The organism is Sphingopyxis sp. A083 (assembly GCF_001468495.1).
In the GTDB taxonomy this organism is placed as follows: Bacteria; Pseudomonadota; Alphaproteobacteria; order Sphingomonadales; family Sphingomonadaceae; genus Sphingopyxis; species Sphingopyxis terrae.
The window spans coordinates 188,131-210,516 of sequence record NZ_LNSK01000005.1 but is presented as its reverse complement, the minus strand read 5'-3'; the positions used below and the strand labels follow the sequence as shown (position 1 = coordinate 210,516).

The following is a 22,386-nucleotide window of genomic DNA, read 5'->3' as shown; positions in this document are numbered from 1 at the left end:
GGAGGGTGAAGATGAAGGCTCGACATTCGAATCTGCTCGCCGGCGTCGCGACGCTTGCGATGCTGGCCACCGCCGCGCCGGCGATGGCACAAACCGCCGACGATGGCGCCGAAACGGCCGCCGGGGCAAGCGGCAGCGGCAATGAAATCATCGTGACGGCGCAAAAGCGCGCCCAGAACATCCAGGATGTTCCGATCTCGATGGAAGTCGTCAGCGGCCAGCGACTCGACGATTTCAACTCGAACGACATCAAGGCGGTGATGAATTACACGCCGAACGTCTTCGTCCAGTCGACCGCGGGCAATGACGTGATCTACATTCGCGGCTTCGGCTCGCCGCCGGCGAACTTCGCGTTCGACCAGTCGGTCTCGCTCTATGTCGACGGCGTCTACGCCGGCCGGTCGCGTCAGGCGCAGGCACCCTTCTTCGACCTCGCGCGCGTCGAGGTGCTGCGTGGTCCGCAGGGCGCCCTGTTCGGCAAGAACACCGCCGCGGGCGCGGTCAGCGTCGTGTCGGCGGGGCCGACCGACCGCTTCGAAGGCAAGCTGACCGCCAATTATAACTTCGATTTCAAGGGCACCGATTTCTCGGGCTATCTGTCGGGGCCGCTGACCGACACGCTGAGCGCGCGCCTTGCGATGAAGGTGCTCAACCAGCAGGGTTATATCCGCAATCTCGCGACCGATCATGACGATCCGGAGATCAAGCAGCAGCTTCTCCGCCTGACGATGAAATGGGAACCGTCGGCCAATTTCGATTACACCGCGAAGGTCGAATATGCGAACCGCGATGTCGTGGGCGGCATCACCGTGTCGAGCCCGCTGACCAGCGCGCAGGATCCGCACCTCACGCGCTATCTCGACAAGTCGGCGCTCGGCGATGAAGGGACGAAGACCAAGTCGGTCATGATATCGGGAACCGGCAACATCGCGATCGGCGACTATACGCTGACGTCGGTGACGGGTTACAGCTGGTTCAACGCCAATATCGTCAACGGTTTCGATCAGACGATCCCGGGCGGCGGCGGCGCGTTTACCAACAATTCGGTCTACAACAGCTTCCCCGAGCGCTTCGAGCAATTCTCGCAGGAAATCCGCCTGCTGTCGCCGACCGGCCGCACCTTCGACTTCATCGTCGGCGCTTATTATGACCATGGCAAATACCGGCTCGACCAGCTGCAGGGCTTCAATATCGCCGACCTGTTCGGTTCGCCCTATTTCGGCCGCATCGACAGCCGCTTCAACCAGACCTCGGAAAGCTGGTCGCTCTTCGGACAGGGTACGCTGAACCTTGCCGACACCTTCCGCGTGATCGGCAGCCTGCGCTACAGCCACACGAGCAAGGACGCCGATTTCGCTTCGCGGCTGGTCTATGGCCCGTTCGCGATCCGCCCGATCTCGAGCGCGGACGGTTCGCTCAGCGAAGGCAATGTCGATCCGTCGGTCACGGTGCAGTTCGACGTCGCGCCGCGCATCATGCTCTATGCGACCTATGGCCGCGGTTCGAAGTCGGGCGGCTTTGTGTCGAATACCTTGGGCACAACGGACGCGACCTTCGCATTCAAGCCCGAGCGCTCGACCAACTATGAAGCGGGCGTCAAATCGACGCTGTTCGACGGCAAGGTCGTCGCCAACGTCTCGGTCTATGACACCCAGTTCAAGAATCTGCAGGTTTCGGTCTATCAGCCGGCAAGCTCCAGCTATCTGACCGGCAACGCCGCGAGCGCGACGTCGAAGGGCATCGAAGGATCGCTTGCGCTCTATCTGTCGCCCAACCTCGATATCACCGCATCGGGTGCGTATCAGGACATCAAATACGACGATTATCCGGGGGCTGCCTGCCTTGCGTCGCAGCCGAGCACCTGCACGCCGGCGACCAACAATCTCGCCGGCTATCGTCTCGCCTACACGTCGAAATGGACCGGCAATGTTTCGGCGCACGGCCGCGTGCCGCTGGGCGACGATCTGAAGCTCGACATTACGGGCGTTGCGGCGGGCCGCTCGAAATATTTCGACTCGGACAATCAGAGCCCGATTTTCGGCATCCAGAAAGGCTATGTGAAGCTCGACTTGCGTGTGCAGCTTTCGGATGCGGACGAGCGCTGGTTCCTGGCCTTCGTCGGCAAGAATCTGACCAACGAGCTGACGACGGGCAGCGCGTTCAACCTGCCGGCGCCGATCACCGCGGTTCCGCGCGCGATTCTCTACCTCGAACCGCCGCGCAACCTGTCGATCGAAGCCGGCTTCAAATTCTAGCAGTCCCACTAGAATGCCGACGGACGCGACCGCTATCGACGCTTTCCTTGACCGGGAAGCGGCGGTGGCGGTCGTGACCGCTTATGCCGCCGCACTCGATGCGCGCGACTGGGGCGCCTACCGCGCGCTGCTCAGGGACCGGATCGCGATCGACTATGGCGCGATCGGGTCGATCGTCGCGACAATCGATGCCGATGAATGGACGCGCCGCTGCGGCGCGCTCGAGGGTTTCGACGCGACCGCGCACCGGTTGCACAATTTGCGCGCCGAGATCGAGGGCGATCGCGCCGTGGTGACGGGTATCGTCGATGCCGCGCACTTCATTGCCGTCGATGGCGTCGCGCTGATGGGCGACCTGGTCGGTCATTACACCCACCATCTGATCCGCGACAGGCGATGGCGGATCGCGGGTGTCACGCTCACCGTTGCGGGCTACCCGGCGGGGAAGCCCGCCTTCGACGCCGCATTTGCCGCCGCCCGCGCCCGTTTTGCCGAAAGAGGAATTGCATGATCGAGGTTTATTTCACCCCCACGCCCAACGGGCACAAGGTTTCGATCATGCTCGAAGAGACGGGCTTGCCGCACCGCCTGCTCAAGATGGATGTGCTCGCGGGCGATCATCTGACCCCCGACTTTCGGCGCATCAATCCCAACGGACGCTTGCCCGCGATCGTCGACCATGAACCGATCGGCGGCGGGGCGCCGCTGCCTGTCTTCGAAAGCGGCGCGATCCTGCTTTATCTTGCCGAAAAGAGCGGCAAGTTCCTGCCCGAAAATCCGCGCCGTCGCAGCCAGGCGCAGCAATGGCTGATGTGGCAGATGGCCAGCTTCGGGCCGATGCAGGGGCAGGCGCATCATTTCATCCGCTACGCACCCGAAGGCCAGACCTACCCGACCGAGCGCTACCGGAACGAGACGGTTCGCCTGCTCCACGTTCTGAACGGACGGCTGTCCGAGGCGGACTATCTGGCGGAGGAATATAGCATCGCCGACATGGCGGCCTGGCCCTGGGCGCGCGCGGTGCAGTTGATCGGACTGACGCTCGACGATTATCCCGCCGTTGCCGACTGGTTCGCGCGCGTGGGCGAGCGGCCGGCGGTGATTGCCGGGACCGACGTCAAAAATGCCGCCAATCTTGCGAGCGCGCGGCCGGTGCTGACCGAGGAGCAATGGTCGAACCTGTTCGGCAAGAATATGCTCGCCGCACCGACGCGCTGACCTCCTGCGCCATTGCGAAGAGCGAAGCGACGCGGCTTCGCCCGCAATGACGAGCGTGGATCAGACCGTATCGGCATGACCCCACTGATATTCGATCTTTCCGGCGAGCCGCCGCACCGCGAGCCAGTCGCCCCCGGCCAGGCCGTCGTCCTCGATCAGCGCGATGACGCCGCCCGCGATATCCTTGGGTTCGCACGCTTCATTATTGGCGAGCACCTGCTCCATCCACTCCGATTTGCCGCCCGCGCCCGTGGTGTCGAGGATCGGCGTATCGACAAGGCCCGGCAGCATCCCCGCGACGCGGACGTTGCATTCGGCCTTCAGCGGCGCGCAGCAGCGCGTGAACATCATCACTGCCGCTTTGGTCGTCGCATACATCGCATCGTAGAATCCGGTGCCGAGCGCGACGGTCGACACGGTGTTGACGATCACCCCGCCGCCGCGGCGGCGCATCGCCTGCACGGCGATCTGCGTCGCGGCGATCAGCGAGGTCACATTGACGTCGATGATCCAGCGGATGCGCGCCGCGTCGACGTCGGGAAATTGCGGCAGTCCCGATACGACCCCGGCATTGTTGTGGAGAATGTCGACGTCGCCATGCGCCGCGAACCAGGCTTCGGTCGCGGCGATGTCGGACAGGTCTAGGCGGTGGACCGTCGCCCGCGCGCCCGCCGCCTCGACGCGACCCGCCGTTTCGCGCAGGTCGATATCGTTGACGTCGACAAGTGCGATCGCGGCGGCACCGCGCTCGGCAAGCGCGACGGCGGTGGCGCGGCCGATGCCGCTCGCGGCGCCGGTAACGATGGCGGTTTTACCCTTGATATCCATTGCTCTCTCCCGTTCGATGTCGCCTTACCGTAAAGCACATTGACAGATAAACTTAAATACCTAAGTATTTTGACCCGACAAGAATCACATGTTTGGGGAGAGCCATGACGCAAGCCACCGCCCTTGATGCGGGCGCCGCGCCGGCCGACCGTTCGATCGCCGTCCGCCGCAATTTTGCGCTCGCGATGCTGTTCCTGGTTGGCACGATCAACTTCGTCGACCGTCAACTGCTGTCGGTGCTCGTCGAACCGATCCGCGCCGATATGCAGTTCAGCGATACGCAGTTCGGCTTGCTCACCGGCCTTGCCTTCGCGCTCTTCTATGCGGCGATGGGCGTCCCCGTCGCGATGATCGCCGATCGCTGGAACCGGGTGAAGCTGATCGGTATCGCCTGCGTGGTGTGGAGCGGCTTCACCGCCGCGTGCGGCATGGTGTCGAACTTCTGGCAACTGGCGCTGATGCGCTTCGGCGTCGGCGCGGGCGAGGCGGGGGGCACCGCCCCGTCGCTGTCGGTGATCGCCGATTATTACCCGCCAGATCGCCGTCCGCTGGCGATCGGCCTCTTCACGCTGAACGGTCCGTTCGGCGTGTTCGTCGGCGCCGCCTTCGGCGCCTGGGCGGCGGCCAACATCGGCTGGCGCAATGCCTTCCTGGTCATCGGCGTCGTTGGCGTCCTTGTCGCGCCGCTCTTGATCTGGCTGGTCCGCGAACCCGCGCGCGGCGCCATGGACAAGCAGCAGACGGCCGACGAAGCGCTGCCCTTTCGGCAGAGCCTTGCGATGTTCGTGCGCCGCCGGTCGCTGCGCATGGTGATGGTCGGCAGCGGCCTTGCCGCCTTCGTCAGCTATGGCATGCTCAACTGGATCCCGGCCTTCCTGATGCGGACGCAGGGCATGCCGCTCGATGCGATGGCGACCTGGTTCGCGCCCGCCGCCGGCATTACCTTCGGGATTGGCATCCTTGGCGGCGGCTGGCTGGTCAGCCACGTCGCGAAGCGATCGCCGCGCGCCTATGGATCGATCCCCGCTTTGGCCACCGCCGTCCTGATCCCGAGCTTCGCCGCGGCGCTCCTCGTCGATAGCTGGCAAGTGTCGCTTGCGCTGTTGATGATCCCGATGGCGGCCTGCACCGCCTATGTCGCCCCGGCGCTGGCGCTGGTGCAGAATCTGACCCCGCCGCGCAGCCGCGCAACGGCCGCGGCGGTGCTGATGCTGATGTTCAACATCGTCGGCCTCGGCCTCGGTCCGCTGTTCATCGGCGTGGTGAGCGATCACCTCAAGCCGGCCTATGGCGACGAGAGTCTGCGCTGGGCGCTGCTAGCCATTCTTCCCTTCGCCGTCGCCGCAGGGCTGGCCCAGTTCGCGATGACGCGCCACCTCGATCAGGATTTCGCCGAATGACCGATGTTGCAGGCAAGACGGCGTTCGTCACCGGCGGCGCCAGCGGGCTTGGCCTCGCGACGGCGCGGGCGCTGGCGGACAGGGGGGCGCGGCTGGTCCTCGCCGATATCGACGGAGCGGGCGCGGAAGCGGCGGCGGACAGCCTGCGCGCTGCGGGGGCCGAGGCGATCGGGTTGCAGCTCGACGTGACCGACGAGGCAAGCTGGGCCGATGCCGGTGCTGCCGCGCAGGCTTTCGGCCCGGTACGCATCCTGTTCAGCAATGCCGGTGTGGGCGGCGGTTCGGGCCCGTTCGAGGATTATGACACTGACGTCTGGCGCTGGAACTATGCCGTCAACGCCCATGCGCATCTTTATGCCTGCCGCACCTTCCTCGGTGCGATGAAGGCATCGGGCGAGGCGAGCCACCTCGTCATCACATCGTCGATGGTTGCGATCGTGCCGCCGCCGATCTCGGTCGCCTATATCAGTTCGAAATATGCGACGCTCGGCATCGCGATGGCGCTGCGCAACGAGCTTGCGGGCACCTGCGTCGATATTTCGGTCCTGATGCCGGGGATGTCGGCGACGCGCATTGTCGAAGCGACGCGCGATCTGCGCCCGGCGCAGGTCGAGGTCGGCCGCGCGGCGGCGACCAGTCAGGCCATGCAAGGCGTGCTTGCGGGCGGGATGGACCCGGCGAAGATCGGCGCGCGGGTTGTCCGGGCGATCGAGAATGGCGACTATTGGATTTTCACCCATCCCGAATGGAAGGCGATGGCCGAACTGGTGACGCGCGACATGCTGACTGCCTTCGGCGAATCCGCCGATCCGGATTACAAGGGCGACGATATCGACGGGCTGATCGCGGCCAATGGCGGCCGGATGTTCGGCGCGCGGATTTGAGGAGAGACTGATGAACGAACAGGACGACATTCGTGCGATGGCGACGCGCTTTTTCGACGCGATCGAGCAGGGCGATATCGAAACGATGCAGAACAGTTTCACGCCCGATGCCGAGATATGGCACAATACCGACGAACTGATCGTGACCCCGGCGCAGACGGCGCAGACGCTGACCGGGATGGTCGCGCGCATCAAGGACCGCGAATATGCCGACCGACGCCTGACCACCTTTCCGGGGGGATTCGTCCAGCAGCATGTGCTGAAGGGGCGCCGCGTTCACGACGACGGCCCGGTGCGCCTGCCGTGCGCCATCATCTGCGAGGTAGAAAACGGCCGGATCACGCGCCTCGACGAATATTTCGACAGCGCGCACGTCGCCGAATTCCGCAAATTTGCCAACGCCTGAGGAGTCCCTTTCATGCCCGTCTTGCGCCAGGTGCCCCGGTCCGAAGTGACCGACGAGATCGTTCTCGCTTATTATCAGCGCCTGTTCGGCGACCGCGACCCGGTGGCCGAACCCGGTACCGCGACCGGCACGCCGGGCGATTGGTGGACCGTCTATGCGCTGTCGCCCGACATCTTCAAACATGCGGTCGACGGTTTCGCGGTCTATCGCAATCCGGCGCGTTCGATCGACCCGGTGCTGCGCGAGCTTGGGCAGACGCGCGCGGGCTGGGTGAAGGGCAGTCAGTTCGTCTTTTCGCAGCATTGCAAGTCACTGCGCGGTCTGGGGGTCAGCGAAGAGAAGATCGCATCGATCGCCCATTGGCAGGTCGCCGACTGCTATAACGATCAGGAACGCGCCGTCCTCGCCTATGCCGATTGCCTCAGCCAGGCGAACGGCCGCGTCCCGACGGCGGTGTTCGACAAGCTCAAGACCTTCTGGAACGACGAGCAGATTTTCGAATTCACTTACATCACCTGCCTTTATGACATGCACGCGGTCATCACCCGCGCGCTGCGCATGGAATTCGACGCGCGCGAAGATCCGATCGTCGAGGTCGCGGCCCCCGAAGGCTTCGATGCCGCCGACTTCCTGAGCGCGCCGCGATCGAAACCCGAATGAGCGACTTCGGCGCGCCCGAGGTCGTCGCCACCGGCCTGCGCTTTCCCGAAGGGCCGGTGCCGATGCCCGACGGGTCGGTGCTGCTCGTCGAGATTGCGCGCGGCACGCTGACCCGCGTCGCCCCGGACGGAAGCCTGTCGGTCGTGGCCGAGCCTGGCGGCGGGCCCAATGGCGTGGCGATCGGTCCTGATGGCGCTGCCTATGTCTGCAACAATGGCGGGTTCCAGTGGACCCGGGCGGGGCCGCTGCTCTTTCCCGGTCATGCCGCGCACGACGCCGCCTGCGGCTCGATCCAGCGGGTCGACCTCGCCAGCGGGGCAGTGACGACGCTCTACGACAGTTTCGAGGGCGAGCGGCTGAAGGGGCCCAACGACATCGTCTTCGACCGCTCGGGCGGTTTCTGGTTCACCGACCATGGTCAGGTGCGCGGCAGCGGCCGCGATCATGGCGCCATCTACTACGCCGGCATCGACGGCTCCTCGATCACGCGCCAGCGCGCCGAGATGATCGGTCCGAACGGCATCGGCCTCTCCCCCGACGGCGGAACGCTCTATGTCAGCGAAACCATGACCGCGCGCGTCTGGGCGATGGAGGTGGTGGCACCGGGCCAGCTCGCGCCGCCGCCGCCGTGGGCGCCGGGGCGGTTCGTCGGCACGCCGCCCGCCTTCCGCCTGCTCGACAGCCTTGCGGTCGAGGAAAGCGGCCGCATCTGCGTCGGCACAATGGTCGAAGGCGGCATCACCATCTTCGATCCCGATGGCGGCGGGTCGGAGTTTCTGCCGCTTCCCGATATCGGCGTGACCAACATCGCGTTTGGCGGGGCCGATCGGCGCGACGCCTATATCACCGCCTCGACCACCGGGGCGCTCTACCGCGTCCGCTGGCCGCGCCCCGGACTGGCTCCCGTATAATCGTCAATTAAGTTGACGGTTATACGGGAAGCTGCTAGAAGGATCATGAGAGGATGGCCATGAAATTCTACAATAGCGTCGGCCCCAATCCCCGTGTCGTGAAACTGTTCATGGCGGAAAAGGGGATCGAGTTGCCGCAGGTCGAGGTCGATCTGCGCGGCGGTGAAAACCGGCGCCCTCCCTATAACAGCAGCGTGAACCCGGCGGGGCAGACCCCGGCGCTCGAGCTCGACGACGGCACGGTGCTGACCGAGATTACCGCGATCTGCGAATATCTGGAGGAGCGCTTTCCCGATCCGGCGCTGATCGGCACGACGGCCGAAGAGCGCGCGGTGACGCGGATGTGGACGCGGCGCGTCGACCTAAAGATTTGCGAACCGCTGACCAACGGCTTTCGCTTTGCGGAGGGGCTACCGCTGTTCGAACCGCGCATGCGCTGTCTGCCCGAAGCCGCGGCGGGGCTGAAGGCGGTGGCGCAGGACGGGCTCAAATGGCTCGATCCGCTCATCGCCGATCGCGCGTTCATCGCTGGCGACCGGCTGACGCTCGCCGACATCATGCTCTTCGCTTTCCTCGATTTCGGCGCAAGCGTCGGTCAGCCGCTCGACCCCGAAAACAAGAATATCCTGCGCTGGTACCAGGGCATGAAGGCCCGGCCCGGCGCCAATTCGAACTGAGACGCAAAGGAGACGGATAATGGCAGAAGCAAACAAGGAATTCGAATTTTGCGGGGTCAACCACCTCGCGCTTGTGTGCAAGGACATGGCCAGGACGGTCGAATTCTACCGCGACATCCTGGGCATGCCGCTGACCAAGACGATCGACCTGCCGGGCAATCGCGGCCAGCATTTCTTCTTCGATATCGGCAACGGCGACAGCCTGGCCTTCTTCTGGTTCGACGGTGCGCCCGAAGCGGTGCCGGGAATCTCGGCGCCCGAAGCGCTGCCGACGCAGGGCAATTTCATGTCGGCGCACGGATCGATGAACCATATCGCGATCAACGTGCCCGCCGAGCGCTTCGATGAATATTACGACCGCCTCGTCGAAAAGGGCGTCAAGGTCACCAAGATCCTGAACCACGACAATTCGCCGACGCAATCGTCGGACGAGATGAACGACGATGTGTTCGTCCGTTCGGTCTATTTCTTCGACCCCGACGGCGTGTGCCTCGAATTTGCGGCCTGGACCAAGGTGTTCGACGACAGCGACGTCGCGCACGACCCGGTCCGTGCGGACGGAACGAAGGTCGAAGGCATGATCACCGCACGCAAGCCGGTTCCCGCCGAATAAGCCGAAATAGCGAAACACTCCTCGGGCCCGGCCGCTGCGCCGGGCCCATTTTGTGCCCGAGCGCTAATCATTCGGCGCGCGGCGCGGCGCCTTGGCGCGGAGGAAATTGCCGAGCGCGACGAACAGCATTTCGCGCGCGTCGCCGCCCAGCATTTCGGCGCTGAGCCAGTCGAACGCCGCGCGGTCGTCGCGACCGGCGGCACCGACCAGCGCCGCGAGCAACGCTTCGTCGAAGCTGGCTCGCGGGCAGCAGGGCGGGGCGACCGCGAAGGGGTCGGGCCAGCAATGACCGATCGCCTCCACGACGAGACGGTAGCGGCGCGCCGCGAGGATGTTGCCGCAGCGCCGTTCGAGTTCGGGCATCGGGTCGCGCTCGCTGCGATGGCACAGCACGCAATAGCGCAGCGCGAGGACCGCCTGCGCCGCATCGACCGGCAGGTCGCGCACGAACGGCTGTTCGGTCAGGCGGCGGACGAGCGTGCTGGTTTCCATCATTCCTCCCATCGACGGCCCAAATCCGCGGCGCATCGGCATGCAGCCCGGTTCCTCCGAAAAAGATGCCGGCTGCCGCAGGGCCGCAGCAGCCGGCAGGAGGGGACTGCGTAAACAGTGCTATTGATAATCAGTCGCAAAAACAAGCGAAAAATGAGGCGCCCGCAGGCGCCCCCAAAAATCCTCGGATTTTGGCCGGTCCGGCGTCAGTCGTCGCCGGCGGGCTTCGACTGGAGCTGGACGTAATTTTCCATTCCCATGCGCTCGATCATCTCGAACTGCTTTTCCAGCTCGTCGACATGATGCTCTTCGCTTTCCAGAATGTCGGCGAACAGATCGCGGCTGACATAGTCGCGCACGCTTTCGCTATGCGCGATCGCGTCCTTGAGCAGCGGGATCGCTTCTTCCTCGAGCGCGAGGTCGGCCTTGAGGATCTCTTCGACCGTTTCGCCGACGCGCAGCCGTCCGAGCAGCTGGAAATTGGGCAGGCCGCCCAGAAACAGGATGCGGTCGGCCAGCTTGTCGGCGTGCTTCATCTCGTCGATCGATTCCTCGCGCTCGAAATGCGCAAGGCGCGCGACGCCCCAATTGTCGAGCATGCGATAGTGCAGCCAATATTGATTGATTGCCGTCAGCTCGTTCTTGAGCGCTTCGTTGAGAAAATCGATGACCTTGGGGTCGCCCTTCATTGTCCGTCCTGTCCTTGTCGGGTGGGGTAAGAAGACAGGATTATAGGCGCCCGGACCCGTTCAGGCCAAGCCGAAAAGTGGCGGAAATCTTGGAAAAATTCAGGCGGTCGCAGTAATGTCGCTGATGATATTGCGAGCGAAAGGCAGGCATTGGCCGCATTTGGGTTTGCGACCCAGTTGCGCATAGGCGGCCTTGGCGCAGCGCAACTGGCCGTCCTTTGCGACGTCGCGCAAATCGCGTTCCCTTATTGCGTTGCAGACACAGACGACCATGTGCGAATCCTTCTCAACAAGGCTGATCTAGGGATGGTGCGAGGGATTCGCAACAGGAAAGTTGCGAGCGGTTCGCATTTCCCTGATGCGGCCGATTTGCCGCGCTGGCCCCTTGCCCGCGCGGCGATTCGCGGGCATAGGCGCGCCCATCCTCCCCGGCCCGAACCCGCCCGGCCGAAACATGAAGGTACGCGCCCATGAAAGTGAATGTCTATGTGACGCTCAAACCCGGGGTGCTCGACCCACAGGGCAAGGCGATCCATCATGCGCTCGAAGGGCTGGGCTTCGGCGGCGTGGCCGATGTGCGCGCCGGACGCTTCATCGAACTCGACGTGGCCGACGGCACCAGCGATGCCGATCTCGACGCGATGTGCGCAAAGCTGCTCGCCAACACGGTGATCGAAAACTACCGCATCGAACGCGCCTGACCGCCGCGAAGGAGCCTTGCTCATGAAGACCGCCGTCATCGTCTTTCCCGGCTCCAACTGCGATCGCGACATGGCCGTCGCGCTCGAAACCGTGACCGGCGTCAAGCCCGCGATGGTTTGGCACCGCGAGACGGCGCTTCCGGACGGCACCGATTTCATCGCGCTGCCTGGCGGCTTTTCCTATGGCGATTATCTGCGCTCGGGCGCGATGGCGGCGCGGTCGCCGATCCTGCGCGCCGTCGCCGACGCCGCGGCGCGCGGCGTGCCGGTGCTGGGCGTGTGCAACGGCTTTCAGGTGTTGACCGAGGCACAGTTGTTGCCCGGCGCGCTGATGCGCAACGCGGGCCTCAACTTCGTCTGCCGCACGGTGCCGTTGACCGTTGCCAACAGCCAGTCGCTGTTCACCGCCGCCTATGGCGCGGACGAGACGATCCATATTCCGATCGCGCATCATGACGGCAATTATTTCGCCGACGCCGACACGCTCGACCGGATCGAGGGCGAGGGGCGCGTCGCTTTTCGCTATGCCGACAGCGTCAACGGTTCGGCGCGCGCCATCGCCGGCGTGCTCAACGATGCGGGCAATGTGCTCGGCATGATGCCGCACCCCGAACGCGCGATCGACCGCGCGCATGGCGGCACCGACGGGCTACGCCTGTTCGAGGCCGCGCTCGGCGTTCTCGCCTGATATGACCGCTTGCGCTGGCGCGTCGGCGCGCGGCTCCAGCCAGCGGCCGACGATCAGCAGCATCGTCGGCCAGAACATCGTGTTCCAGATATCGTGCCAGTGCGCCGCGTCGGGCTGGATCGCCGAGCGGCCGATCTCGGCCTGAAGGTCGAGCCATTCGCCGCCGCACGCCATGACAAGTACCGCAACCCAGGCGATCAGTCCGCCACCGCGCCGCCGCCAGACCAGCCGCACCGCCAGAAACAGCGCCAGCCCGAAATAGATATGCAGCGCATCCTTGCCGAGCCCGACCGAGGAGACGATCGACAGCTTGTGCTCCTCGAACAGCGCGGCGAGCAGGGTCAGCGTCACGCGGGTCAGACCTTGGCGCGGAAGGGGGTAAAATCGGTTCCCTCGTCAAACACGTCGACGCCCTCGCGGCGCTTGAGCGTGCCGACCACCAGATAGGTGACGGGGGTCAGCGCCGCCTCCCAGGCGGTTTTGATGAACCATTGCGACAGCACGACCTGATAAAGCTGCTCGGGCGGCCAGCCGGCGAGTCCGTAAAAGGCGAGCGGGTAGAAGATCAGGCTGTCGAGCCCCTGGCCGACGATCGTCGACCCGATGGTGCGCATCCACAGATGCCGGCCCTCGGTCCACAGCTTCATGCGCGCGAGGACATAGCTGTTGGCGAATTCGCCGACCCAGAAGGCGGTCATCGAGGCGATGACGATGCGCCAGCTGTTGCCGAACACGAATTCATAGGCTGCTTGCCCCGGCCAGTCGCGCGCCGGCGGCAGCGCGACGACGACCCATGCCATGAACGCCATGAAGACGAGCGCGGCGAACCCGGTCCAGATCACCCGGCGCGCCCGCGCATAGCCATAAACCTCGGTCAGGACGTCGCCGATGATATAGCTGATCGGAAAGAAGAGCACGCCAGCGCCAAAGGCCCATTCGGTGCCCCAGGGCAGGGTGACATAGCTCGGCTTCGATGCCCCGATGATGTTGCTGAGCAGCAGGATCGCGACAAAGGCCGCCATCACCAGATCATAATAGCGGAACTGGTGCACGCTGGCGGCGCGGACGTGCGCGGGATGGGCGGGCGGCGGAGACTCGGTCATCGCCGCATTGCTTAACCGGCTTTGCAGCCCTCGCAAACCACGCTATTCGCGCGATCCACAGCCTTGGTGCACGCGCCCGTAGCTCAGCTGGATAGAGCACCCGCCTTCTAAGCGGGTGGTCGCAGGTTCGAATCCTGCCGGGCGCACCATTTCCGTTCAGCTTTGGGCACTGGGGCCGTAGGCGTCTGCGAAGCGATCACTGCGCGCTCGAGAGCAGCGTTTCGCCCCATGATGCGGATTTCACGATCACCGACCTCCACTTGGTCCACCAGCAGGTGGACGTATTCTCGACGCACCTTTTTGTCGGGGCCGCGTAGCTTGCGATTCAGCAACTCGCCAAACTCTGCAACCACAGCAGGCGTTATCCGGCGATCGCTCGCGTCCAGTTGGCGTTCGAGCACGACAATGTCAGCTTTCGCGCTGACGCGCTGAGCGCGGATATTGGCCAACTCGGTCGCAACCTGTGGGTCATCGGGGCTGAGAACCTCGTTGCGCACGAGCTTGATGACTCGGGCACTCTCGCCCTCAAGCTGGGTCAACCGAGCGCGAAGACGCTTGAGGTCGGTCTCACGCTCAGCGACTGCTGTCGCTGAGCGATCGAGCCACGTCTGGAGCAAAGCGCTCAGTCGCTCAGGTTGAGTCAGATGCTCGGACACCGCGTTGACTACAATGTCATCGAGCGCTTCCATCGGAATGCGGCGGCCTGGGCAGGCGTCGGGCCCCTGTTTCACGCGCGCCGAACATGCGTAATAGCGATACCGACCGGACTTGCCGGTGCTGGTCATCATCCCGGCGCCGCAGCCATCGCCACCGCAGCCGCACGTGGCGCGCTCGGTTAGAAGATTGGTATTGGTCTTGACCGCGGCCTCTCCCATGCGAGGATCGCGATCGGCCATCTGTTTGCGGACGGCGTAGAATACGTCCTCGCTGACGACTGGAGGCACCGGGATCGGCACCCATTCGTTCTCGGGCCGGGCTTCGCCTGTGCGCGAATTGCGTCGGTTGAAGAGGACGTAACCGATGTAGGCGGTGTTCGTGAGAATTCCGTGGACGTTAGAGACACTAAAGCGCTTCCCCCGCAGCCGCTCGCCACGATCGTTGAGCAACTGTGCCAGCACCGTGAGGCCGATCGGACCTTCTGGAGTGCCATTGTGATAGGTGTCAAAGATCCACCGAATGAGATCGACTGTTTCGGGGTCATGCTCGAGCCTCTTGCGGTCCTTGCCCCCGTCCTGCGGCACAACGAACGTCCGGAAGCCGAGCGGTGGCGTCTGACCGTTCCAGTAGCCCCGCACCGCATTGGCGAGCATTGCGCGGCGCACATGCTTGGCGTTCTCGGCTGAATGATATTCGTCAAATATCGCCAACATCGCAACGGCCATATCGGAGGCGGGGTCGTCTCCGAAGTTCTGGGTGATCGAGAGGATTCTTACGCCGCGGCGCTTCAGGCGCTCGCGATATTGCATGAAGTCGAGCGCATTTCGGAAGCCGCGCGACAAGGAGTGAACGAGGACGATATCTGCCGGCCGGCCCTCGCTATCGACCATCGCAATCATTTCGCGGAAGGCGCGACGCTCGTCCGTGGTGGCACTGCCGGACTCGGAGAAGACCCGCACCCGCGTTGCCCCATTTTCCTCAATCCAGCGATCGGCGGTCGCGATCTGATCGGGGAGCGAAATATCGTTCTTCTCCTGCCGCGTGGTCGACACACGGGCATAAACGACGACCCGCTTGCCCTCAAACGATGTCCCTGCCGCTACCATGGCTCATTTCCTTTCGAGCAGGGCGGCGAATTCGCCGCCGAAAAGCCGGTCGATTAGTGCGACTTCGGCATCCAGTATCGCCCTCCGGTTCCGCTTCGTTTCACCTGTGGCCAGCACTGGCGATGATGGCGTCATTGCACCAACATTCCGTCCGGGCCACTCAGTGGGGGCCGGTCACTTGGGATTCTCCGCAGATTGATATTCATCAAATATCGCCATCATCGCAATGGCCATATCGGAGGCGGGGTCGTCTCCGAAGTTCTGGGCGATCGAGAGGATCCTGACGCCGCGGCGCTTCAGGCGTTCGCGATATAGCATGAAGTCGGTCGCATTTCGGAAGCCGCGCGACAAGGAGTGAACGAGGACGATATCTGCCGGCCGGCCCTCGCTATCGACCATCGCAATCATTTCGCGGAAGGCACGACGCTCGTCCGTGATGGCGCTGCCGGCCTCGGAGAAAACGCGCACCCGCGTTGCCCCATTTTCCTCAATCCAGCGATCGGCGGTCGCGATCTGATCGGGGAGCGAGATGTCGTTCTTCTGCTGCCGCGTGGTCGATACCCTCGCATAGACGACGACGCGCTTGCCCTCGAACGATGCCCCTGCTGCTATCATGATTCATTCCCTTTCGAACAGGGCGGCAATCTCGCACCCGAACAGCCGGTCGATCAGTGCGACCTCGGCATCCAATGTTGACCATGAATCGCCGAGGGCCGTCGTGACAAGCCTCTCTGTGCTTTTTGTTCGCGCGGCAGCCATCGAAGACAACGACTGCGTCGTGGCCGATGGTTGGTGAGAAGAGGAAGAAGACTGACCCATGCGTCGGTCGTGCCGATGTCAAGGTTCTGGCTCAGCGGGGGGCACTCGCGAATCTGGCGCAAGTGCTTCGCTGATCGCGGATGCTGTATGGCTAGCTGCCGCCGATTAGAGCGGCACCCAGACTGTTACGGCTTCTTCTTCGTGCGGAGTAGTCGCGCCCACATTGGATCCGTTGATAGTGGCGATACGCGCTGCCCTTCAAACTGAGCGCCCATAGAGGCCGCGGTAAAAGGCGTCATTCCAATCAGAGATCCCGGAAGCGGCGATTTTCGATTGTGGCCAATTGCTCCGTGATGCGCCTTGATCCCGTGTTGTTTGGCGAGCTTGGCCAAGATTTCTGGTGGTGTCCCTGAGGGGCGTTGCCGTAAGGGAAGCGAATTGCCGTGCAGCGCTTTGCTGTGTTCGCGCACAGCCACTTTCTCAAGCTTAAGATACTGTGCGATATCGTCGCCGACATCATCGAGCCACAGATGCGCCTGACTGCGCGCAGAATAACCGAGCTCGCCGGGTTTCGGCAGCCCGCCTATCTCCGCGAGAGCTTTCTCTTGAAGCGAAAGACCAGACTTGGCGCCTAAATGGTTGTCAATCGTCAACGGCTCGATCTGCTTGGGGAGCCACTCCTCAAACCGAAACTCCTTCTTTTCTGCCTTCGACAGAACCTCGCCCAGCAATGCCTTGGCGGCGGGCCGACTCGCTTCGGCGGTCCAGCGGAACCGGATGGCTGTGATGGCGCGGGCCACGGGGTTCGCCTTACGGAAGTTAGTCGCAACGGGCAATTGGGGGCCGGAAGGTCGGTAACACCGATTCCATTCGCGGGCGGTTTCGGCTATCTCGAGCAGCCGCACCGCGGCGTTAAGCCGCCAGGCGACCCCCCAGAATATGCTGGTTCGCCGCGGTTGGATCGAGCTTCCTTTCCCCTTGCGGGGTTCGGGCAGAAATTGCGGGTGCGCTGCAAAACCGGCGCGCAGGGAATTCGCCTCAACTTCCGTTGAGGGTGCAATATCGATGCCCTCTAGCTCGCCTGCGACGAGCGCAATATGCGACGCTGCTGTCTGCACCCACGCCTCCATGGCTGGGATGTCTTCAGCCTCGATAATGCTATCTGGCAGCCCGAGTGCCAGCGTTTGGAACGGGGCGTAGCTGATGGCGCGACTGGCGGCGACCGTCTTCCCCGGTCCGAAACTGGTGCCGACGCGGTCGAGCAGCTTCTTGGTGGTGAGTTCGGTTTCGCCATCGAACGCACACTCGACGAGGCCGGCATGGTTCATGGCCGTGCGGGCCAGCTCCGCATACAAAACGGCTGTATGGAATGGAGGGAGATAATCAGCTTCCTCATCACGCCACATCTTGCGCACCATTTTGGGCCAAGGGTAACTGACAATGTCAGGGTCATATGTGAGTGCCGCTTTGAAGTTCTTGGCCAGAACCAGCCGGAACAAGTCGGGGTCGTGCCGACGCAGCTCATCAAACCATAGGGCGAGATCACGGGGTGGGTGACCGATCAGAGTCATCAAATAGCGCGATGACGGGCAGATGCCATGGCAGTTTGAAACGAGATACGGATTGTCACCGATCGGATCGCCCGCGTCGCTTGGCCGGACGAGGCTTTGCCGCCATATGCCAGCGAGCAGTTCCTGGACGGTCATGCCCACGTCCAAGATGGGCAGCATGTTAGGCGGCAGTTGCGAGTCATCGAGCAGATGGCGATGAGCTATACGGGCCATGCCTGTCCCGTCTGTATCAGGTTTGGTGGTTGCGTTCATGATAGCTCGGCTCGAAGCAAACGGGGCCGATCTGTCACCACCTCGCCGAAGCGGCTCCCAATAGTCCCAACCGCGACGCACGGCGCAGCCGGCATCAATCGCGGGGTCGATGCCCGCCTGCTGCACGTTGTTTATGAGGTCGGAGATATAGCTCATGTGGTGCTCGATTCTCCGTCTATATGGAGCAGAGAAGGTAAATTCCGGATTTCGGCGCGCAGGGCTTTCAGCTCCTGTCCGATGATCGCGTCTTGATCTGCAAGCCATTGCTCCTGCGCCCCGAGCAAGGCTTCAAGATTGGCAGCATGCGTCGCGATGTAGTCCCAAATCTTAGACGCATCTTGTTGGTTGGTTTCCAGTTCGGCTTCGGCTCGCTGGATGACCTCGATTTCGATCTCGATAATCTCGACGAGGTGGGCGTAGTCGCTGAACCGCTGGTAACGGTCGCCGACGCTGATGTCGCGGGGCTGGTCAAGGATATCCGTCATCACACCGTCTCTTCGCCAAGGACCGGCGCGCCAGCATCGTCGTCATTCTGGTCGGTCGGGTTCAGGCTTGTCGCCGAAGGCAGCACCTCGTCGGCGAGCCGCGGGTTGCCGCCGTGCCTGGCAATCCAATCATGCGCCTCGCCGCGATTCATCCGAACCGGCGGTTCGACATCTTGCGCCGCGGTGATGCGCGTGATGAGAAAGCCCTGGCCGCGGGTCGGCGGCTTCTTACGCCAGGTTTCATGCTCGGGATGCTCGCGCTGCCAAGCCGCGAACGATGCGTTCTCTGACGCATAGTCGCGCCTAGCGCGCTCAAGAAGAAACGTGTCGCCCTTGACGGTCCAGTCGGAGAGGTTTGCCGCAACCGCGGCAACCTCGATCGCGAGGTTGGAGGCTCCCGGCATCCCTTCGGCGAACGGCGCAAGCGCCTGCACATAGTCTTGGAACGGAAGCCCACGCAGGTACACGCGCGCTGATGCCATTTCCCCGTTATAGCCCGCCTCTCGATCGAGCCAGGCAAGCGACATCCGGTGCCATGTCTCACTCTTCGTGGTAGACGAGAGCAGGCGCCCCTTGGCCGTCCGGGCGGCGCGCTTTAAGCTCGCGAGCTTTTCCTCCAGCTTCTTCTGGGCGGCGAGTGCTTCCTCATACTCGCGCCGGCGGCGCATCTCTTCGCGGTCATAATCCAAGTCATTTCTCCTCGTTCGTGATCGAACGGGAGGGGTATGGATAGTGCAACGCCGCCGCTCAGCGGGGGGCACTCGCATCCGCTATGAAATCGCTGCGCCGGAGATCGGCCATGACTGCGCAATTGTTGACGTGCTCACTCAACATAATTCCCGGATGTTCAGCATCCGAATGGAGTGCTCCCCGCCGAAGAAGTGGCCGCGGAGTGACAGATCGAAATTGAGCACAGGAAGAGAAGTAGGGGGGTGGGAGTGCGAAAGAAACGTTGACCGGGGTCAACAGGCCCATGGCTTTCGTCCCACCCCCCTCTTTCAAGTGAGCAAAATGGCGCAAAGCATGCAGTTGATCGGCGAAGATGGCGTAATGGCCCAAGCCGATGCGCGGGCCTTCGCCATGCTCATGGCGCCGAACCGCACCGCGCGCCGATTGATGGCAGCGGACCGCACGATCGCAGGCGCGATCAATCGCGTTGCCACGATGCGGCGCAGGCGCGAGGCCGGGGCCGAAAGAGCTTACGCCATCGCTGACCGAGCGTTGCAGCGCGAGCTTGCCGAAAGCATTGCACCGGGTTGGGGGCGCACGTTTCGGGTAAAGATGCAAAGCCCGCCATTCAGATCGGCATCCGACCGTAAAATCAGCAGATCGAAAATGGCGCCTTCCGCTGCTCGCCCGCTACGTCGATATCAAACCCCGCTGATCGATGCTCGCGGCCGTGTCGCGCTTTATATGAACGTCACCTACAAGGGCTTCAACTCGAAGGGTTGGCGTTCCGGCCTTGCCGCAACCCACGTTGAGTATATTTTTCGCGATGGGTCGCTCGAAGAGGGCGATGTTCAGTTGGCCCATCCGATCAGCAACATGGGTGAGAGCGTCGAAGAAATCGAAGCGGCCTGGCGCATGCTGGAGGCCGTCGAGGAAGGCTATCGGGCCAACGCCAAGGTCCAGTATCGTGTGGTGCTGAACTTGCCGCATGAACTGAGTGCCGGGCAGCGCCGTTCGTTCGTATACGAGTTCTGCGAACGAACTTTTGGTCGGCTCGGTTTGGCCTACGCTGCCGCTCTCCATGTGCCGGACGAATTGAGCGATCAGCGCAATGTTCACGCCCATATCGTGTTTTCGACCCGGCCCTGCGAACGCACCGAATCCTATCAGTGGGACGTCGCGGAGGAGAAGGTCAACGGTCTTACCGACAAGGCGGGCCTGTTCCGGCTGCGCGCACTCTGCGCGGCGCATATGAATCAAGCCTGTCGCCACGCGGGCCTAGCAACACGCTTCACGCATCTCAGCTATCAGGCGCGCGGTTTGAATGCCCAGCGCCAGGAGCGGGTGGGGCCGCAACGCATGGCGGCATTTGACCGCGGCGAAACAGTCGCGGTGATCGAAAGCAACGCTCGCATTGTGACGCTCAATGAGTTGGGCGTCGCGACCGACAGCACCGCCAAAAAACTTGTCCTAGCCGAGCGTGAAACCGCGCTGCTGGCGCGTAGCGTCGAGATCGCGGCGAGACGGCGCAATCTTGCCGCGCAGCGCGATACGCTCGCCGAACTTACGAGACGTATTCGCGCCGTCACTATTCCCTCGCGTCGCCGCCCCTTACCGGACGTCGCAATCGTCCGCGACATTGCGTCGGGCGCTGCCAGTATTCGAACGGCAATTCAGGCACGGGCCGATCATTACGTGCCAAAGGGCCGCGCCGACGTGCAGAGCATCGCGGCCACCATCAGACGGATGATGGCGCACCGGAATTTGTTGGAAGCGCGCCGCACAGGGCTGGACCAAGCGGTGGAGCAGCTTAGGGCTTTGCGGCGGCGGCTGGATCAGAAACGGCTGGCCACCGCGGCTGCTACCGCAGTTGCGGCCAACGAAGCAGGTCGCGCGGTTTTGCTCGGGGCGAAAGTTGCGCCATATCAGACTGGCAAGCTCGGACTTGAGTTGGATTTATCGCGGCTCGATGCTTCCGAGGCCGCACGTGTGCAGGCTATGGATGACAATGCCCGCCGCGCGGCGCTCTCGGAGCGCCATCGCAATGATCGTCGACGTGCTGCAGATATTGCAGCGGCAGCGGCAGCGGAGGCCCAACAGGCGCAGCACCAGCGAGCATGGATTGATTTCGTGGAGGAGCTCCGCCTGAGGCGGCGCTACATTGCGATCAAGGACGGAAAGCCGGTGTGGCGTCCCGCAATGCTTGGCCGCCATGGACTTGAACCCTCCGCAATCCTGCCGACAGAACTCGAGCGTGATATTCAGGAAATTCTGCAGCGGCAGAGTAGTGAAATCTCCCAGATTTCTCAATATTGCGCGTCGTCACCGGGCAGCATCCGCAAGGTCGGAACTAAGTGGGCGGTCACTGAAAGCGCACCGCCGCAAATTCGCGACCTTGTAAGAGCTTGGGAAGAAGAACCCATGGTCCAGGCGGCACTAGAACGTCTGGCGAATATGCCACCTCAACCCCAACTTAATCCGGTCGCCACAACCTTGCCGTCACGTGCACCATCTAATGAAATGTCTGCAGTCACACCTGATCGATCAACGACGGGCAGCGCGGGAATTCCTGGGGACGGACGTCCTTCTGCAGCTGAACGGTCCAGTAGCCCTCCAACGCCGCCGCAAAGCCTGTCGCCCTACGAACTGATGCTGGTCGCCGCGGCCGAAGCGCGTGCGAAGCACGATGCACGATGGCGCCGTTCACGGCGCCTCGATATGCCGGATACGTTGATTGCGCTGGGTTCGTCGGGCGAACGAAAGCCTGGTCCTAAAGGGCCGAGAAAGGGCCTCCGCCCATTTCCGCCTGACATAGATTTCGGGCGGTAAACAACCGGACCTCATTGACCGTGCGCTATGACCAGAGCCGCTAATTGGGGGGGGGGGGGCTCATTCAGGAATTGCTGCTGCTCGTCCCGTGGCTCTACTCTCGGCGATTGCCTGTTCGCGGGCGTCGCAAAGTTTGATCGCCGAAATTTTGAGTCCCCAGACACCCCTATGAAGAGCTGGGCAGAAGCACTCTAGATCGTCCCCTTCCAGATACCACACAGCGATGGGGCAACTGGTGCAAGCGGCTTCTGGCTCATGGATCGCATAGCGCGGGTTATCACTCTCCCGGTCGGCCTCCAGCATTTTGAGCGTGGGACTGACGTGATCGCTCGAAAGCGGTGCGAATGATCCGCGGTCAATGGTCATTACTTGCCGTCCAACTCCTCGGTGTCCGCGTGCTTATCGGCAATCGAACTTAAAAGTCCGTTTCCCATTCTGACGGTTCACGCATGTGACCGGGATGGAAAAGCGGCCGCGACCGCGTGTTCTGCAACTGAGCGATGGCTAGGAAACAGGGCGTCGCGCCACGACGA

26 protein-coding genes and 1 tRNA gene are annotated in these 22,386 nt (G+C 63.1%); 14 read left to right on the top strand and 13 right to left on the bottom strand.

Going from position 1 to position 22,386, the window contains the following annotated elements:
- Window positions 1–11 precede the first annotated feature (11 nt).
- Genes ATE59_RS11550 through ATE59_RS11540 form a run of 3 tightly spaced genes read left to right on the top strand, consistent with a single transcriptional unit; the run spans window position 12 to window position 3,473 of the window.
- Complete coding sequence (locus ATE59_RS11550; protein WP_003049496.1) at window positions 12–2,255, top strand: TonB-dependent receptor; 2,244 nt, start codon at window positions 12–14, stop codon at window positions 2,253–2,255.
- Between the two features lie 13 nt (window positions 2,256–2,268).
- Window positions 2,269–2,766: a nuclear transport factor 2 family protein gene (locus ATE59_RS11545; protein WP_058812523.1), complete on the top strand. Its 498-nt coding sequence runs from the start codon at window positions 2,269–2,271 to the stop codon at window positions 2,764–2,766.
- On the top strand, window positions 2,763–3,473 hold the full coding sequence (locus ATE59_RS11540; RefSeq protein ID WP_003049501.1) for a glutathione S-transferase N-terminal domain-containing protein: 711 nt from the start codon (window positions 2,763–2,765) through the stop codon (window positions 3,471–3,473). The genes ATE59_RS11545 and ATE59_RS11540 overlap by 4 nt, the downstream gene beginning before the upstream one ends.
- 60 nt (window positions 3,474–3,533) lie before the next feature.
- Here the strand turns inward: ATE59_RS11540 and ATE59_RS11535 are convergent, their stop codons facing one another.
- Entirely contained in the window at window positions 3,534–4,301 is a 768-nt protein-coding gene (locus ATE59_RS11535; protein ID WP_058812522.1) for an SDR family NAD(P)-dependent oxidoreductase, read from the bottom strand.
- A 104-nt stretch (window positions 4,302–4,405) separates the two neighbouring features.
- Between ATE59_RS11535 and ATE59_RS11530 the strand changes: the two genes are divergently transcribed.
- The 7 genes from ATE59_RS11530 to ATE59_RS11500 are packed head-to-tail and all read left to right on the top strand — an operon-like array spanning window position 4,406 to window position 9,852.
- Entirely contained in the window at window positions 4,406–5,701 is a 1,296-nt protein-coding gene (locus ATE59_RS11530) for a spinster family MFS transporter (protein ID WP_058812521.1), read from the top strand.
- On the top strand, window positions 5,698–6,585 hold the full coding sequence (locus tag ATE59_RS11525) for an SDR family NAD(P)-dependent oxidoreductase (RefSeq protein WP_058812520.1): 888 nt from the start codon (window positions 5,698–5,700) through the stop codon (window positions 6,583–6,585). The genes ATE59_RS11530 and ATE59_RS11525 overlap by 4 nt, the downstream gene beginning before the upstream one ends.
- A 10-nt stretch (window positions 6,586–6,595) precedes the next feature.
- The gene (locus ATE59_RS11520; RefSeq protein ID WP_058812519.1) at window positions 6,596–6,991 is read left to right on the top strand and encodes a nuclear transport factor 2 family protein; all 396 of its coding nucleotides are present in this window, start codon (window positions 6,596–6,598) and stop codon (window positions 6,989–6,991) included.
- A 12-nt stretch (window positions 6,992–7,003) separates the two neighbouring features.
- Window positions 7,004–7,651: a carboxymuconolactone decarboxylase family protein gene (locus ATE59_RS11515; protein ID WP_058812518.1), complete on the top strand. Its 648-nt coding sequence runs from the start codon at window positions 7,004–7,006 to the stop codon at window positions 7,649–7,651.
- Entirely contained in the window at window positions 7,648–8,562 is a 915-nt protein-coding gene (locus ATE59_RS11510; protein WP_058812517.1) for an SMP-30/gluconolactonase/LRE family protein, read from the top strand. Before ATE59_RS11515 ends, ATE59_RS11510 begins: the two co-directional genes overlap by 4 nt.
- Window positions 8,563–8,615: 53 nt before the next feature.
- Complete coding sequence (locus ATE59_RS11505) at window positions 8,616–9,239, top strand: glutathione S-transferase family protein (RefSeq protein WP_231737311.1); 624 nt, start codon at window positions 8,616–8,618, stop codon at window positions 9,237–9,239.
- Between the two features lie 19 nt (window positions 9,240–9,258).
- Window positions 9,259–9,852 (top strand): VOC family protein, encoded by a 594-nt coding sequence (locus ATE59_RS11500; RefSeq protein ID WP_058812516.1) that lies wholly within the window; start codon window positions 9,259–9,261, stop codon window positions 9,850–9,852.
- Window positions 9,853–9,915: 63 nt separating this feature from the next.
- On the opposite strand, the gene ATE59_RS11495 is transcribed toward ATE59_RS11500, so the two are convergent.
- The 3 genes from ATE59_RS11495 to ATE59_RS11485 all read right to left on the bottom strand — a co-directional run bounded on the left by ATE59_RS11495 (window position 9,916) and on the right by ATE59_RS11485 (window position 11,306).
- A complete protein-coding gene (locus tag ATE59_RS11495) occupies window positions 9,916–10,386 on the bottom strand; it encodes a hypothetical protein (protein ID WP_058812515.1) in 471 nt (156 codons plus the stop codon).
- A gap of 164 nt (window positions 10,387–10,550) precedes the next feature.
- Window positions 10,551–11,033 (bottom strand): bacterioferritin, encoded by a 483-nt coding sequence (gene bfr / locus ATE59_RS11490; RefSeq protein ID WP_003049525.1) that lies wholly within the window; start codon window positions 11,031–11,033, stop codon window positions 10,551–10,553.
- A gap of 99 nt (window positions 11,034–11,132) precedes the next feature.
- Window positions 11,133–11,306, bottom strand: coding sequence for a (2Fe-2S)-binding protein (locus tag ATE59_RS11485; protein WP_003049527.1), 174 nt, complete (start codon window positions 11,304–11,306; stop codon window positions 11,133–11,135).
- A gap of 197 nt (window positions 11,307–11,503) precedes the next feature.
- Between ATE59_RS11485 and purS the strand changes: the two genes are divergently transcribed.
- Window positions 11,504–11,734: a phosphoribosylformylglycinamidine synthase subunit PurS gene (gene purS / locus ATE59_RS11480; protein ID WP_058812514.1), complete on the top strand. Its 231-nt coding sequence runs from the start codon at window positions 11,504–11,506 to the stop codon at window positions 11,732–11,734.
- A 22-nt stretch (window positions 11,735–11,756) separates the two neighbouring features.
- The gene (gene purQ, locus ATE59_RS11475) at window positions 11,757–12,422 is read left to right on the top strand and encodes a phosphoribosylformylglycinamidine synthase subunit PurQ (RefSeq protein ID WP_058812513.1); all 666 of its coding nucleotides are present in this window, start codon (window positions 11,757–11,759) and stop codon (window positions 12,420–12,422) included.
- Here the strand turns inward: purQ and ATE59_RS11470 are convergent.
- Window positions 12,384–12,773 (bottom strand): hypothetical protein, encoded by a 390-nt coding sequence (locus ATE59_RS11470; protein ID WP_058812512.1) that lies wholly within the window; start codon window positions 12,771–12,773, stop codon window positions 12,384–12,386. The genes purQ and ATE59_RS11470 overlap by 39 nt on opposite strands.
- Before the next feature lie 5 nt (window positions 12,774–12,778).
- Entirely contained in the window at window positions 12,779–13,525 is a 747-nt protein-coding gene (locus tag ATE59_RS11465; RefSeq protein ID WP_058812511.1) for a queuosine precursor transporter, read from the bottom strand.
- A 72-nt stretch (window positions 13,526–13,597) separates the two neighbouring features.
- On the opposite strand from ATE59_RS11465, the gene ATE59_RS11460 reads away from it, so the two are divergent.
- Window positions 13,598–13,674 (top strand) — tRNA-Arg (locus ATE59_RS11460).
- Here ATE59_RS11460 and ATE59_RS18390 read toward each other — a convergent pair.
- The 6 genes from ATE59_RS18390 to ATE59_RS11425 form a co-directional block, all read right to left on the bottom strand.
- Window positions 13,633–15,288 (bottom strand): recombinase family protein, encoded by a 1,656-nt coding sequence (locus tag ATE59_RS18390; RefSeq protein ID WP_443029280.1) that lies wholly within the window; start codon window positions 15,286–15,288, stop codon window positions 13,633–13,635. The genes ATE59_RS11460 and ATE59_RS18390 overlap by 42 nt on opposite strands.
- Before the next feature lie 174 nt (window positions 15,289–15,462).
- Window positions 15,463–15,903 carry a recombinase family protein gene (locus tag ATE59_RS11440; protein WP_003042433.1) on the bottom strand — a complete coding sequence of 147 codons (441 nt, stop codon included), beginning with the start codon at window positions 15,901–15,903 and terminating at the stop codon, window positions 15,463–15,465.
- Window positions 15,904–15,906: 3 nt separating this feature from the next.
- On the bottom strand, window positions 15,907–16,107 hold the full coding sequence (locus ATE59_RS17850; protein ID WP_156000995.1) for a hypothetical protein: 201 nt from the start codon (window positions 16,105–16,107) through the stop codon (window positions 15,907–15,909).
- Window positions 16,108–16,232: 125 nt separating this feature from the next.
- Complete coding sequence (locus ATE59_RS11435; protein ID WP_003042436.1) at window positions 16,233–18,026, bottom strand: hypothetical protein; 1,794 nt, start codon at window positions 18,024–18,026, stop codon at window positions 16,233–16,235.
- Window positions 18,023–18,355: a hypothetical protein gene (locus ATE59_RS11430; RefSeq protein ID WP_003042439.1), complete on the bottom strand. Its 333-nt coding sequence runs from the start codon at window positions 18,353–18,355 to the stop codon at window positions 18,023–18,025. The genes ATE59_RS11435 and ATE59_RS11430 overlap by 4 nt, the downstream gene beginning before the upstream one ends.
- Window positions 18,355–19,044, bottom strand: coding sequence for a hypothetical protein (locus tag ATE59_RS11425; RefSeq protein WP_003042443.1), 690 nt, complete (start codon window positions 19,042–19,044; stop codon window positions 18,355–18,357). The genes ATE59_RS11430 and ATE59_RS11425 overlap by 1 nt, the downstream gene beginning before the upstream one ends.
- A gap of 334 nt (window positions 19,045–19,378) precedes the next feature.
- Here ATE59_RS11425 and ATE59_RS11420 point away from each other — a divergent pair, with 334 nt between their 5' ends.
- A complete protein-coding gene (locus tag ATE59_RS11420; protein ID WP_040589534.1) occupies window positions 19,379–21,853 on the top strand; it encodes a MobA/MobL family protein in 2,475 nt (824 codons plus the stop codon).
- 60 nt (window positions 21,854–21,913) lie between these two features.
- On the opposite strand, the gene ATE59_RS17845 is transcribed toward ATE59_RS11420, so the two are convergent.
- On the bottom strand, window positions 21,914–22,219 hold the full coding sequence (locus tag ATE59_RS17845) for a hypothetical protein (protein WP_156000999.1): 306 nt from the start codon (window positions 22,217–22,219) through the stop codon (window positions 21,914–21,916).
- Between the last annotated feature and the right edge of the window lie 167 nt (window positions 22,220–22,386).